Consider the following 13,898-nt stretch of genomic DNA (forward strand, 5'->3'; position numbering starts at 1 on the left):
AAATTTCAATTCCCGTTTAAGTTGGTGCAATTAACACATTGAAATTAAATAGCTTTAAGCGCACAGGTGTACGCTGAATTTTTTTGTTTTTTATCTTGGTATCGGCTGAGACAGAAAAGGCGGGCGAGCTGTAAATCAAAACAATGGCCAAAAGCTCGGGTAGTAAAGATAGGAAAAGGCACAGAGCCTGTGTTAGAAGGCACCGAATTTTACTGGGAGTAACTGTGCTAACACATCAGGTGCAATTGCCAGCTCAACGCCCCGCTTGCCTGCGCTGACATAAATACGCGGCTGTTGCAGTGCACTTTGATAAACAAAGGTCGGCAAGCGCTTTTTTTGCGCAAATGGGCTGACTCCCCCAAGCACATAGCCGGTAATGCGCTCAACTTCACTCGCACTGGCCATCGCCACCTTTTTACACCCCACTAATTTTGCCAGCGCTTTGGTATCGACCGTGCGATTGACTGTTGTAATGGCGACAACATAGTCATTATTAGCGGTTTTAAGAACCAAGGTTTTGAACACGCTTTCACAATCTAGAGAGAGCTTGGCAACGACTTCCTGGCCGTAATTGTCAGCCTGAGGGTCATGGTTAAAACTGAGCAACTCGTATGTGTGTTTGTGCTTTTCTAATAGAGTCACAGCGGGAGTCATAGTATGTCCGTATCTTTATCATCTGTAGCTTAGAGCATACTGCGGGGTTAGATCTTTGTCTATGTTTCAGAACCTAGCTAACTACTAGCTAACTATATGATAACAAGGCTCTTATGTTAATTCAGTGTAACTTTAATCCAAGTTTCATAAAAGCTTCGTTAGGATGTCATGAAATTACATATAAGGGGTTGTCTGCGTATTGATTAAGTGGGCCTCGAGGGATATGATAATAGCTATCATTTACACTTATACTTTTCGGTAATCTAATTATGAAAACATGGTCACACTCTATAAAACTCGCGGGCCTTGGCCTTGTTCTAGCCTCTGCCGTCGCCACTCAACCAGCCTTTGCAAACGGCCCGATCGGTGAGCACGTAAATCACCTACAGGAAAACTTAAAAGACTATTCAGAAGAAGTTGAATGGATGGTTGGCAAGGTTGATACCTTAGTCGGCAAATATGAACAGCAAGGCAAGAAGTCAGTAAACAGTGATGAGCTCATTGAATACTGGGAATCGGTTAAGTTCCACAGTGCTATTGAAACTAATTATGTGCCGGTTTATGCCTCGATTTGGCAAGGTTTGTATGGTGTAAAAATGGCCATTGATAATGGCGAACCTAGCAGCAACGTGCGTACCCAGCAACAAGCCATGAATGCAGCCTTGTGGCAGGGTCTTGGGGCTGTTAAACTTGCCGCGCAGTACCAACAAAAAGGCTTGCTTGAGAGCGTTAAAACCACAGCAACGGAGTCCATGACCCAAAGTGCCACCATTGTTGAAATCAAGCACAAATTGGACCGCGTCGTTGCCAAATACGCAGAGCGCCTTAACGAAGAAGCGACCAGCATTGTCCACGATACCTACTTGCACCTTTTTGAAGGCGTAGAGGGCACGCTGATTGAGCAAGACGCTAACCTCGTTGAAGTACTAGAAAAAGATTTTAACGTTACGCTGCCTAAAGCCATCGCCGATGATAAAGGCGTTGATGCGGTGCGCAATGTTGTCGTTGATATGCAAACAAAATTAGACCGCGCTAAGGCGTTGATTGAGAAAGCCGAAAAAGCACGTAAGGATGTATTTTAAGTGAAGCGTAGGACCTTTATTCAAGGCCTAGCTGCGTTAGGGGTGGCTGGTGCCTTGCCGCTGCCTCTGTCACGTGCATTTGCCGCGACCACAGCCAGTCCTGTTTCTGTTGATCAGTTACCGCGTTTAGAGGGGAAGCTGACGCTTTACCTCGGTCGCGGTGAAGGTGGCCTGTATGAAAACGTGTTACAAGCCATCCAAGACAAAAACCCCAAACTAGAGCTTGGGATCCGTCGTGGTCCGACTGCCGCTTTGGCTAATACTATTGTGGCCGAAGCTAAAATGGGCGTGCGGCGCGCCGATTTATTCTGGGCCGTCGACTCTGGCGCTATAGGTCTGGTCACCGATGCAGGCTTAGCTCACCCCCTACCTGATGATCTGTCTGCCCAGCTTCAGCCCCAGTTCCGCTACCCTGGTTGGGCTCCGGTGACTGGCAGGGTTCGCACTTTACCCTACAACACTGAGCGCCTCAGTGCTGAGCAGATCCCAACAGATATTATGGATATTGCCGAGAGTGATTTGAGCATCGGTTGGGCACCCGCTTACGCTTCGTTCCAATCATTTGTCACGGCCATGCGCCTCATAGAAGGTGATGACAAAACCGCTAAATGGTTAAAGAAGGTGCAAAAACGTGCCAAATCCTACGCTGGCGAGCTGGGCGTAGTGATGGCCGTTGAACGCGGTGAGGTAGATATTGGTTTTGCCAACCATTATTACACCTTAAGGTTGAAATCCGGTAAGCCCGATGCCAATTTAGCGTTAGCCTTTACCAATGATGATGCGGGCTGTTTAGTCAATGCCTCTGGTATCTTGGCTCTGAGCGAGGACCCATTAGCGGTGAACTTTATGCGCTACTTACTAAGCGCCGAAGTGCAAAGTTATCTCGCCCAAGAAGCCTATGAAATTCCACTTATAAGCGGTGTTTCGCAGCCACAAGGGCTGCCGCCACTGGCCAGTATTTCACCACCCAAAGTAGACTTAACGCAACTAGCAGATTTGCGACCGACTCTCGACTTAATGCGCGCCAGCGGTGTGTTGTAATGCGCCTACCTGCGTCTTACCCTCTAGCGCTGCTCGCGGCGCTAGTTGCTCTAACCCCTGTGTATGTGCTGCTGAGCTTAGCAAGTGACGCTAACACCCTATTTGACAGTCATAATCTCGAGATTCTCGGCAACACCTTAGCGCTCATGGCCTTGACCGTGTTGGGCTCTATCCTTATCGGCGTGCCCTTGGCGTTTATTAGCGCTTATGTGCATCTGCCACTGAAGAAGTTTTGGCTCGTACTTTTTGCCGCTCCCCTCGCTATCCCGAGTTATATCGGTGCATTTACCTTGTATGCCGCATTCGGTCCCGGTGGCGAAATAGAAGGGTTGTTTGGCCTGACCACCGCGCCTATGTATGGCCTCAGCGGCGCAGCGATAGTGATGACCCTTTATACCTTTCCTTTTGTGATGATGACCACCCGCTCGTCGCTATTAAGCTTAGATGCCAGTATGGTCAACGCTGCGCGCACTTTAGGAATGTCCATGACCGGCAGTATTTTTAAGGTGATTTTACCGCGCGTGGTCAATGGTATCGCCGCCGGCTCGCTACTGGTGGCACTGTATACCTTATCCGATTTTGGCACCCCAGCGATGATGCGCCTGGATACCTTCACCCGCGTTATCTACGTTGAATACAATGCCTTTGGCCTAAACCGAGCAGCAATGTTGTCATTACAGCTGATGTGCATTGTTGGCTTTTTATTGTTTTTAGAATCACAGATAAAAACCGCCACCGAGCGCCATGGTCGTGCGCTTATCCTGTTCCCCAGTCGCTTGCAGTTAATGGGTTTATTTACCATTTTCACACCTATTCTGATGCTTGCTATTGGTTTGCCTTTGGCTATTTTTATGCTTTGGCTCGCCCGTGATGGCGTTGCCGATTTTGACATCAATATCGCCTGGAACTCGGCGTATGCTTCGATTATAGCCGCGCTAACCGCCGTGATTGTCGCTATCCCCGTTGCCCATGCAGCACTGACCGGCAAGGCCGGGCGTATAATGGAGCGCGTCACCTACTTTGGTTTTGGTATTCCCGGAATTGTTATGGGCACAGCATTGGTTTATGGTGGCCTGCAATTACCCCTGCTCTATCAAACCCTCGCTTTATTAGTGATTGCCTATGTACTGCGCTTTCTACCTTTAGCCGTAGGTAGCATTCGTACCAGCACAGAACATTTGGATGGCAGTTTAGTCAAATCCGCACGGGTATTAGGTGCTTCTCCGAGGGAGGCCTTTATGCGCGTGACTTTGCCCCTGACTGCACGCGGCATTGTCGCTGGTGCTGCACTGGTATTTTTAGAGTCTATGCGCGAGCTCGAAGCAACTTTATTGCTTGGTCCAACTGGCTTTGAGACCCTGTCTACCTACCTATGGCGAGTGTATGAGGCCGGATATTTTGGTCGCGCAGCAATTCCTGGGCTACTTCTAGTAGTGATCTCCGCCGGTGGCCTCGCTATTATGCTTTCAGGCGAGAAGCGCAGCAGTTAAACGTGAAGAGGAAACCTAAACATGCTATCTGTAAGTAAGCTGTCTATCGATTACGGTAGCAATCGCGTTGTCAGTGAACTCGATCTGGCCCTTGATAAAAGCGAAATTTTGATGCTCGTAGGCCCCACAGGCTGTGGAAAAAGCACGATTTTACAGGCCCTCGCCGGGCTTATTCCCATCAGTGAGGGGCAAATCGATGTTGGCAAGTGGCGCGCTACCCCCACGCAAACGGTGCCTCCTGAAAAACGCAGCGTAGGTATGGTATTCCAAGACTTTGCGCTATTCCCACACTTAAATGTGCAGCAAAATATTTGCTTTCGTTTAAAAGACCACACCTTGGCCGATCATTGGATTGACTTACTTGGCCTAGAGGCATTTCGCGATAAAAAGCCAGCCACCCTCTCCGGCGGCCAAAAACAGCGTGTTGCCCTGGCCCGCACCTTGGCGCACCAGCCGGATTTTGTGCTACTGGATGAACCCTTATCAAATCTAGATGCAGCGCTCAAAGACACGCTGCGCTGGGATATTCGCAACGCTTTGAAAGAAGCCGGCGTGCCCGCTATTTGGGTAACCCACGACCAAGAAGAAGCACTCTCTGTGGGTGACCGCGTCGGGGTGCTCCGCGATGGTAAAATTCAACAGATTGATAGCCCAGAAAAATGCTTCAGCATGCCTAGCAATCGCTTTGTGGCACGATTTTTGGGCGAGGCAAGCTTTATTCGCGGACAACATCAACACCACCAAGCCAGTACCGCGATAGGAATAGCGCCAGTAGTAGGCATTGACGACGGCGCAACGGAAGTAGATGTGTTGCTGCGCCCAGACGATGTGTTATTAGCGCAAGATGCAAACAACAGCAATGGTGTTGTTACTTGGGTCAGGTTTGAAGGCGGCAGCAGACTGTGCGCGATTGAACTACCCTGCAAAACCACGGTGACCAGCCGCGTGAGCCATGAAATGCTAGTGCGCCCTGGCGATAAGGTGCATGTCTCCTTAAGCACCTCACACCCATTAGCCGCATTCACAATTCAGAGTAGCACCTAGTAACGGGATAAAGTTCGCTCTCACCGCTGGTTGTGTACTAAGGTTAGTGAAGGTATACGAGCAAGTGGGTGAGAGACAATGCTGAGTCGAAATATCCGCCTTGCCAGCTTAGCGGTCGTGGCAGTACTCCTTACGTGGCTGATTTCAGGTGAGTACGATTACTGGCAGCATCAACGTCAATGTGTAGCACGGTGCGAGCAACTGACGCGTAGCGCGCCATCCGTACACGAGGTGAGATACCAAGAAGATGTGCAGTTGTGTCGTTGTTCAGACGTTACAGAACAAGCATTGCTGCTCAATTAGATACAAAAAAAGCGCCTTAAGGCGCTTTTTTACTTTAACGAGCTCACCCTTACTTGGTTAAGTCATCAAAGAACTTTTTCACCCCGTCGAAGAAACCTTTCTCCTTCGGGCGGTACCTACTCCCTAAGTTTTAAAGCTCGCACCAAGGAAAGTGACCCTTCAAAAAGTTTAGTGCCAAACGTTTGCTCACTAATTACTCGTCCCTGATTCAATTTGCTATTGTTCATACTCTTCTTTTAATACGACTACAGGCCAGGTTATATACTCTGCCTCATCAACCAGCGGCCACGATTCAGAGGGTAACCACGGTCCGTGACAATCACCTTTAATCTGCAAAGAAGCCAATTGGACTTGGTCGCCATCAATTTCATAAGCAGTTAATACCCCACAATCCCCTAAACCACGATACTTATATGTGTTGACTATGCTTCCACCTGCCAAATCCCTGCGAATATTCCCCCACAGCAAAGATTGATGAAAGCGATAATAGGGTGCCGAATCCAACTTACCCGAGATAACCCTTTCTATGTGGCCCGAGGCCCTGTCAGCAGCTTTAAACTGTGGAAAGGCAAGTAAATTAAATTTACCCGAATTCTTTGTGGTTTCGAGATAGAGTAATTCCCCGAAGTTATTCCCCTCCATCGCACAGGTGACAATGGCCAAACGCCGCTCGTCCCACCAACGGTGAACTGAGTAACCATGAAGTAACTCAGCCTCAAGATAAGGTTCCATGTTTTCATCACATCTATCCGGCCACTGTATTAACCGCTTCCACTGCGCGCGTGTTTCCTGCCAGGACAGCTCTACGTCTTGCTCATTTGCTAATAGCGACTGCCCGAGCAGAACGTAAAAGAATAGACAACGAATTATGCTTTTCATACTTTTCCTTGTAACAATTCACAATCTTATAGGTGCACATTTATAGTGCGGCTCTACTTTAATTGTTACTCCTCTTCCTCTAATATCACTAAAGGCCAGCTTGCATAGTCGCTCTTTTTAATCAGCGGCCACAACTCTGGTGCTAGCCAAGCCTCGGTGCAATCTTCTTTGATACGTAAAGACGCCACCTGAGGCTGCCCCTCAACAATTTGGTAGGAGGTCAATATGCCGCAGCCTCCTATACCACGATAGCGGTTCTTATTGGTAATGGTGTAACCCGACATATCAGTTAAGATGCTGCCCCACACCAAAGGGCGCTGGAATTGGTAATAAGGTGCTGTCCCCAATTGCCCTGACAGCACTTTTGCAATCATGGACTCCGCTGACCCTGCGGAAATAAATTGTGGGAAGACAAGCAAGGTAAACTGATTGGACGCTTTCTCCGTCTCAAGATAAAATATGACGCCGAGATTATAGGTGCCTCTTGTACAGACAACCTGAACCAAACGTCGACCTTGAGACCAAGGATGAACCCAGAAGCCTTTAAAATGTTTGGAAAAACTTATGTGACTAACTCCTTCATCGCAAGCATCTGGCCATTGTATTATCTGCTTCCATTGTGCCCGAGTTTGCGGCTCAATAATAGCGCTAATGGGCTTATCATTTTTGTACGAGTCAGGCTGTTCGCTTGGTAGGGCTAAACAGCTTGAAATAAAAAAAGTATTCGATAGCAACAACGCCCATATACAGCATTTAAACATACTCTGTGACCCTTATTTAGTTTAGCGAATGGCAGTAATTGGCTGAGCGGCCAGCCGTAGTAAAAACTCTATTTTATTAGCGTACTCCGCTATTTCCTCCGCCTTATCTTGCCCATTTATAATACGCCTTGCGTTTTTGTAATCTGTTTTTGCAATATTGATATAGTGCGACAGACTTTTGCTGGTGAATGAACCGTGGCGCATACCATAGGAGATAACCTTATAGGCAATATCTTTTTGTAACGCTAAGTCAGGATCTATATACAACTTGTTATCATATCCAAGTGCTTTTCCTATTTCCAAGTAATTATCTTCCCATGTAAGCTGGCAGTAACCACGGCCATAATAAATATTATTATATTTCTTATTCTTTTTACCACGAATGCCATGGCTATCAATCACTTCAATTTCGATGCCATAAAGTTTACCTTGTCCCAAAAGATTCTCTCTACAAGGTATAAATGAGAATTCTGTTTCAATATAGACTGTAGCCAGCATATAAGCGGCCCATCGCAAATCGGTAACATCAGCGTCAGACTGCAAAGGGGCAAAAAAACCTAAAAGTCTTCACCTTTGCTAGTGGTCAAACCTAAATATTTTTGAAAAAAACTTTTGAAGTGTAAAGCAGTAATCGTTGCTATGCTTTCCTTAGGTACAATATCAGGGCCAAATAAAAAAGTGCGTAAGTCAGTTGGTTTTGATTTTTGTTCCGCCAGCAGCGCATTAAATGTTTTACCTCTCGGGTCGACTCTACCATCGGCGACTCCACCTTTAGGACATTCGTTTGAAATCGTTTTATGGCACTAATTAACTCAGGGGTCACATAACCATTTACAACTAACCGAGCAAATCGCTGGTTCTGGTAATTTTCTTGGTTATTTCTTACGATTGAACTTGGCACAACCGATGTATGTAGGGCCTTTAGTTGGTCGCAAACGCTTCTTGGTCCTCTTGGGCCTATACTGAAATCCTGTTGGATACCAAGCGCAGAAGCTCGGTTAAGATCACTCTTTTTCTTAAAATAGTCTTTAAGTAATTTTTGTACGAGTGCTACATCTATAGGTTTATTTATGGCTCTTTGGCCTACGGAATTTAAAACCTCTATCTGCTGCTTAAGCTTTTGCATCTATGTTCATCCTTGTCAACGTTGTTTGCTGGGTCTTCGGGAGCTTTCTCCATAAAGCATACTCACCGCAAGAGCGCTATAGTAAGATGATGTTAAAAACCTTGTCAAACGTTCAAGCAAATAAGCGAACGCTTTAATAGATTATCATCTTGTATAAACTCATAACCGCTCGCTATTCATTTTCTTTTATTAGGCTATTTTTCTTTAATTATCACAGACACTCTTGGGCGAGGTCGTTTTCATTGTTGTGCTTGCTTGTGATTATGCCCCATGGTTATAGCGGATTCAGTTATTTTTTGGCACACTTAAGGCTGTTTTCTTTATAAACAAAATAAGTTTTGCAGTGAAGAGCACATCGACAAGCTTTGTTTTTTATAAAACCAACAACGAATACAACTAATATATTCACCAGATACAAAAAAAGCGCCTTAAGGCGCTTTTTTACTTTGGCGAGCTCACCATTACTTGGTTAAGTCATCAAAGAACTTTTTCACCCCGTCGAAGAAACCTTTCTCCTTCGGGCGGTATTTTGAGCTGTCTTTACCCAAGCTGCTTTCTAACTGCTCAAGTAACTCGCGTTGCTCACTGTTAAGGTTCACTGGCGTTTCAATCACCACCTTACAGATTAAATCACCTACTGAACCGGAGCGCACTGACTTGACCCCTTTACCGCGCATACGGAACATCTTTCCAGTTTGCGACTCTGCTGGGATTTTCAGCTTAGCACGACCATCTAGCGTTGGTACTTCAATCTCGCCGCCTAACGCTGCTGTGGTAAAGCCGATGGGTACTTCACAGTACAGATTGTTGCCATCGCGAACAAAGATAGGGTGTTCGCGTACACTCACTTGTACATAGAGATCGCCTGCAGGCGCGCCATGAGCACCGGCCTCACCTTCGCCAGCAAGACGAATACGATCGCCAGTATCCACTCCCGGGGGAATTTTCACCGACAATGTTTTGGTGCGCTCTACACGGCCTTGACCATGACAACTATCGCAAGGGTCGGAAATGATTTGCCCCGTCCCCTGACAAGTTGGACACGTCTGTTGCACTGCGAAGAAACCTTGACGCATTTGTACCTGCCCTGCACCATGACACGTATGACAGGTTTTCGGTTTTGAGCCTGGTTTGGCACCTGAGCCATCACAAGGCTCACAGGCCACCCAAGTAGGCACTTTGATTTCGACGTCTTTACCACGCACTGCCTCTTCTAGGCTTAAGTCCATGTTGTAACGTAAATCGGCGCCACGTTGTTGGCGTGACTGACGACGACCGCCGCCAAAGATGTCTCCAAAGACATCCCCGAAGATGTCACCAAAATCGCCTGCGCCACCGCCAAAGCCGCCGTGGCCGCCACCGCCGCCTTGTTCAAATGCTGCATGGCCGAACTGATCATAGGTTTGGCGCTTTTGCTCATCACCGAGGACTTCATAGGCTTCTTTGACTTCTTTGAACTTATTTTCAAGCTCTTTATCGCCGGCAGTACGATCCGGGTGATATTTCATCGCCAGGCGCTTATAAGCCTTTTTAATATCTCGGTCACTGGCGTCCTTTGCTACGCCAAGGACTTCGTAATAATCGCGTTTTGACATATCTACCACTACTGTTAATAAATGCAGCAAGGCTGCAAAGTGAAAAAGGGTTTACCGTTGAGCCTTAGCCATGGCAACCCTCATTCCTAAAATCTACATACACTAAGGGCGCGTCAAGCGATTTCGCCAGCGCGCCCTTACAAAGTTCAAGACTTATTTATTCTCGTCTTTCACTTCTTCAAACTCAGCGTCAACAACATCGTCGTCTTGCTTTGCTTGTGATTGCTGCTGTGCACCGGCATCAGCGCCACCTTGCTGTTGGGCTTTCGCTTGCGCGATTTCCATTAGCTTTTGTGACTTCTCGGCAAGCGCTTGGGTTTTCGCATCGATTTCTTCTTTGCTTTCACCCTTAATCGCAGTTTCAAGTTCCGTTAGCGCACTTTCGATAGCTGTTTTATCTTCTGCCGGTAAGTCATCACCCGCTTCCTCGATTTGCTTACGCGTACCGTGTACTAAAGCATCTGCTTGGTTACGTGCAGTTACTAACTCTTCGAACTTTTTATCTTCTTCAGCGTTTGCCTCGGCATCACGTACCATTTTTTCTACTTCATCATCGCTTAGACCTGAAGAAGCTTGGATAGTGATTTTTTGCTCTTTACCTGTGTCTTTATCTTTTGCTGACACATGTAAGATACCATCAGCATCAACATCGAAAGTGACTTCGATTTGCGGCTCGCCGCGACGCGCTGGACGAATACCCTCAAGGTTGAACTGACCAAGCGACTTGTTGTCGGCAGAGCGCTTACGTTCACCTTGCAGCACATGAATCGTTACTGCATTTTGGTTATCTTCCGCTGTTGAGAACGTTTGCGACTTCTTCGTTGGAATGGTCGTGTTTTTCTCGATCAACGCGGTCATCACTTGGCCCATGGTTTCGATACCAAGAGACAGTGGGATAACATCAAGCAGAAGTACGTCTTTTACGTCACCAGCAAGAACACCACCTTGCACTGCCGCACCCATAGCTACTGCTTCATCTGGGTTTACGTCTTTGCGAGGTTCTTTGCCGAAGAACTCAGTAACCGTTTTCTGCACTAATGGCATACGTGTTTGACCACCTACTAGGATAATGTCATTCACATCACCGACCGATAAATCGGCATCCGCAAGTGCTTTTTTCAGTGGCTCGATAGACTTGGTAACAAGGTCTTCAACCAATGACTCAAGTTTAGCGCGAGTCAGCTTCACGTTCATGTGCTTAGGACCGCTAGCATCGGCCGTAACATAAGGTAGGTTCACCTCAGTTTGCTGTGCACTTGAAAGCTCAATTTTAGCTTTCTCGGCGGCTTCTTTAACACGCTGCATCGCTAACGGATCGTTATTAAGCTCAATACCTTGCTCTTTTTTGAACTCTTCTACTAAGTAGTTGATAACGCGGTTATCAAAGTCCTCACCACCTAGGTGCGTGTCACCATTGGTTGCCAGTACTTCAAAGGTGTGCTCGCCTTCTACTTCGTCGATTTCAATGATAGAGATATCGAAAGTACCACCACCGAGGTCATACACAGCAACCACGTTGTCGCCTTTTTTCTTATCCATACCATAAGCAAGCGCAGCGGCCGTTGGCTCGTTAATGATACGCTTAACTTCTAGACCCGCGATACGACCTGCGTCTTTTGTTGCTTGACGCTGTGAATCGTTGAAGTATGCAGGCACAGTGATTACAGCCCCTGTTACTTCTTCACCTAGGTAATCCTCGGCGGTCTTTTTCATTTTCTTCAAGACTTCAGCAGAAATCTGAGGAGCAGCACGCTTTTCGCCTTTTGCTTCGACCCAGGCATCGCCATTGTCTGCTTTAACAATCTTAAACGGCATGATGCCGATATCGCGTTGTACTTCTTCGTCTTCAAAACGACGACCAATTAAACGCTTGATTGCAAATAGTGTGTTAGTCGGGTTGGTTACCGCTTGGCGTTTCGCCGGCTGACCTACTAGCGTTTCACCGTCTTCAGTGAATGCGATAATAGAAGGAGTCGTGCGATCGCCCTCGGCGTTCTCAATTACGCGTGGCTTATCACCGTCAAGTACTGCTACACACGAGTTAGTAGTACCTAAGTCGATTCCAATAATCTTACCCATGAATCTTCTCCAACTTCAAAATTCTGTTAACGTGTTCGATGACTACTAGATAGGGGCCGCTTTTGTTAATTCAAGCGTCATAATTAAAAAAATTTCGTTTTTTTGTCATTTTTTTCAATTTTCCCCCTCGCCAAGGAAGAATTTGCCGTTAAACTGGTCTGACAAGTTTGATTAAGGTGAGACAGATGACCTTTGATACCCTATTGGCCAGCGTGACTGGCGAGAACCAACAAACGCTCGAATTTCCTGCTTCATGGACACAAGGGCGCACAGCTTTTGGCGGCTTGTCTTGCGCATTAGCCTTGCAATCCATGCTGAAACATTGCGATAGCGACCGTATTTTACGATCGTTTAGTGCGCAATTTATTGGCCCCATTGCTCCAGACACGCCCTTTACCCTGACCTTCCACCATTTACGCGAAGGCAAAAGCTCTAACCAATACAGCGCAACCATTGAGCAGCATGGACAAGTGTGCTTATCTGTCCAAGGATTATTCGCCAAAGACCGCGCCTCCGAGGTTGAAGTGCCAGTGGCCGCTGTCACCGTCCCAAAAGCCGCCGATGCAGAAAACTGCTTACCCTATGTAGAGAATGTCATGCCGGCTTTTTTTCAGCATGTGGACTTAAACCTAACCGAGGGCAATATGCCTTACAGCGGCGCCGAGTGCACTGACTTAACAGGCTGGATGCGCTTTAAAGGACAACAGCAGCAATACGACTGGACCCATGTCATTGCCCTGATTGACAGCTGGCCACCATCGCAATTACAAGCATTTAAGCAACCGGCACCAGCAAGTAGCATGAGTTGGCATGTAGAATGTTTAACGCTACCTCAATTAGCAGCGTCACAATGGCTAGGCTTGCATGTGCACACCACCGCCGCACATAACGGCTACGCTTATGAAGACGCCACTGTTTACTCTGAGTCAGGGCAGGTGCTTGCGCGCTCTAAACAAACTGTGGCCTTATTTGCTTGATTGGCGCTGAGCATACGATGACGCGCTGGCAAGCAATGCCTTGTAGCGCGGTGTTTTTTTAAGCTCTGCAAGACCTTGGTTGAAGCGCTCGCGCAGCTGTGAATCAGTAAATACCACGTGTCGGGGAGAAGGAGGCCAAAGCGCATGGATGGTAACTGGCTTTGTCTGTCGCCCCTGGTTCATTGCAAAGGTGTGCAAGTAATACTGAAAAATGCGCTTCTCCAGCACAATCACATCCACCCACCCCTTCATGAGGTGGTCTATTTGCGCATACTGATTGACTACCTCATCATAACTCAAGGCCTTAGTAATGGCCTTGGCATAGTCAGGTCCAAGGTAGTTTTTTGCATTCTGAAACGCAAGAATGCTTTTACCATGTAAATCACTGAACTGCTCAATGCTGAAGTTATGCTCAGCTAAGCTAATAGCTACATTCTCAAAATACAATAAGGGCTCACTGTAGTAGCCTTCGAGCCCTGACTCTCTCGGAATATTAATCGCGCCGCTAATTTTACCTTGGCGTAACTGCGCCTCAGCACGGCGATTGCTTAAAAAGTGCAATGTTAATGGCCCAAGCTGCGCTTTTTCCAAAGCATGTTTGATAATGTCAATCTCAATCCCATGGTGTCCATCTTTAAATACATAAGGTGGGATGTAGGCACTAGCGGAGAGCTCCACAGCGTCATCGTCGAGGTTATTGGCAGCATTTGCCGTGCACATAAACAACATACACAGCATTAGCTTACTGACAGCTAGCCAGTTATTTGTTGCCAGACCCCTTACCATAACCCGTCCTTAGTCACTAGGAATTACATAAAATAAGCGCTATGCTCTAACATTAGCAGTTAACTGGATAAAGTTTGAGAA

The 13,898-nt window shown here is 47.0% G+C and carries 14 protein-coding genes; 6 read left to right on the forward strand and 8 right to left on the reverse strand.

Annotated features, from left to right (window positions below):
* Positions 1-192 precede the first annotated feature (192 nt).
* Positions 193-654: a Cys-tRNA(Pro) deacylase gene (gene ybaK, locus EXT46_RS09645; RefSeq protein ID WP_130146942.1), complete on the reverse strand. Its 462-nt coding sequence runs from the start codon at positions 652-654 to the stop codon at positions 193-195.
* A gap of 269 nt (positions 655-923) precedes the next feature.
* Between ybaK and EXT46_RS09650 the strand changes: the two genes are divergently transcribed.
* From EXT46_RS09650 to EXT46_RS09670, 5 genes are all read left to right on the forward strand, one after another.
* Positions 924-1,736 (forward strand): hypothetical protein, encoded by an 813-nt coding sequence (locus EXT46_RS09650; RefSeq protein WP_130146944.1) that lies wholly within the window; start codon positions 924-926, stop codon positions 1,734-1,736.
* The gene (locus tag EXT46_RS09655; protein WP_053909333.1) at positions 1,737-2,777 is read left to right on the forward strand and encodes an ABC transporter substrate-binding protein; all 1,041 of its coding nucleotides are present in this window, start codon (positions 1,737-1,739) and stop codon (positions 2,775-2,777) included.
* Positions 2,777-4,267, forward strand: coding sequence for an iron ABC transporter permease (locus EXT46_RS09660; RefSeq protein WP_045979906.1), 1,491 nt, complete (start codon positions 2,777-2,779; stop codon positions 4,265-4,267). The genes EXT46_RS09655 and EXT46_RS09660 overlap by 1 nt, the downstream gene beginning before the upstream one ends.
* Positions 4,268-4,288: 21 nt before the next feature.
* Positions 4,289-5,311 (forward strand): ABC transporter ATP-binding protein, encoded by a 1,023-nt coding sequence (locus tag EXT46_RS09665; RefSeq protein ID WP_130146946.1) that lies wholly within the window; start codon positions 4,289-4,291, stop codon positions 5,309-5,311.
* Between the two features lie 78 nt (positions 5,312-5,389).
* Positions 5,390-5,614 (forward strand): hypothetical protein, encoded by a 225-nt coding sequence (locus tag EXT46_RS09670; RefSeq protein WP_022945189.1) that lies wholly within the window; start codon positions 5,390-5,392, stop codon positions 5,612-5,614.
* 216 nt (positions 5,615-5,830) lie between these two features.
* On the opposite strand, the gene EXT46_RS09675 is transcribed toward EXT46_RS09670, so the two are convergent.
* The 6 genes from EXT46_RS09675 to dnaK form a co-directional block, all read right to left on the reverse strand.
* Complete coding sequence (locus tag EXT46_RS09675; protein ID WP_130146948.1) at positions 5,831-6,493, reverse strand: DUF1176 domain-containing protein; 663 nt, start codon at positions 6,491-6,493, stop codon at positions 5,831-5,833.
* Positions 6,494-6,558: 65 nt separating this feature from the next.
* The gene (locus EXT46_RS09680; protein ID WP_130146950.1) at positions 6,559-7,254 is read right to left on the reverse strand and encodes a hypothetical protein; all 696 of its coding nucleotides are present in this window, start codon (positions 7,252-7,254) and stop codon (positions 6,559-6,561) included.
* 21 nt (positions 7,255-7,275) lie between these two features.
* Complete coding sequence (locus EXT46_RS09685) at positions 7,276-7,797, reverse strand: hypothetical protein (RefSeq protein ID WP_130146952.1); 522 nt, start codon at positions 7,795-7,797, stop codon at positions 7,276-7,278.
* Positions 7,798-7,891: 94 nt separating this feature from the next.
* Positions 7,892-8,380 carry a hypothetical protein gene (locus tag EXT46_RS09690; protein ID WP_130146954.1) on the reverse strand — a complete coding sequence of 163 codons (489 nt, stop codon included), beginning with the start codon at positions 8,378-8,380 and terminating at the stop codon, positions 7,892-7,894.
* A 461-nt stretch (positions 8,381-8,841) separates the two neighbouring features.
* Complete coding sequence (dnaJ, locus tag EXT46_RS09695; protein ID WP_022945190.1) at positions 8,842-9,975, reverse strand: molecular chaperone DnaJ; 1,134 nt, start codon at positions 9,973-9,975, stop codon at positions 8,842-8,844.
* Between the two features lie 153 nt (positions 9,976-10,128).
* Positions 10,129-12,054: a molecular chaperone DnaK gene (gene dnaK / locus EXT46_RS09700; RefSeq protein WP_022945191.1), complete on the reverse strand. Its 1,926-nt coding sequence runs from the start codon at positions 12,052-12,054 to the stop codon at positions 10,129-10,131.
* A gap of 185 nt (positions 12,055-12,239) precedes the next feature.
* On the opposite strand from dnaK, the gene EXT46_RS09705 reads away from it, so the two are divergent.
* Positions 12,240-13,031 carry a thioesterase family protein gene (locus EXT46_RS09705; protein ID WP_053909331.1) on the forward strand — a complete coding sequence of 264 codons (792 nt, stop codon included), beginning with the start codon at positions 12,240-12,242 and terminating at the stop codon, positions 13,029-13,031.
* On the opposite strand, the gene EXT46_RS09710 is transcribed toward EXT46_RS09705, so the two are convergent.
* On the reverse strand, positions 13,020-13,817 hold the full coding sequence (locus EXT46_RS09710) for a transporter substrate-binding domain-containing protein (protein WP_130146956.1): 798 nt from the start codon (positions 13,815-13,817) through the stop codon (positions 13,020-13,022). The two genes, EXT46_RS09705 and EXT46_RS09710, sit on opposite strands and share 12 nt — an antisense overlap.
* Between the last annotated feature and the right edge of the window lie 81 nt (positions 13,818-13,898).

It is taken from the genome of Pseudoalteromonas sp. CO325X (assembly GCF_004208955.1).
In the GTDB taxonomy this organism is placed as follows: domain Bacteria; phylum Pseudomonadota; class Gammaproteobacteria; order Enterobacterales; family Alteromonadaceae; genus Pseudoalteromonas; species Pseudoalteromonas ruthenica.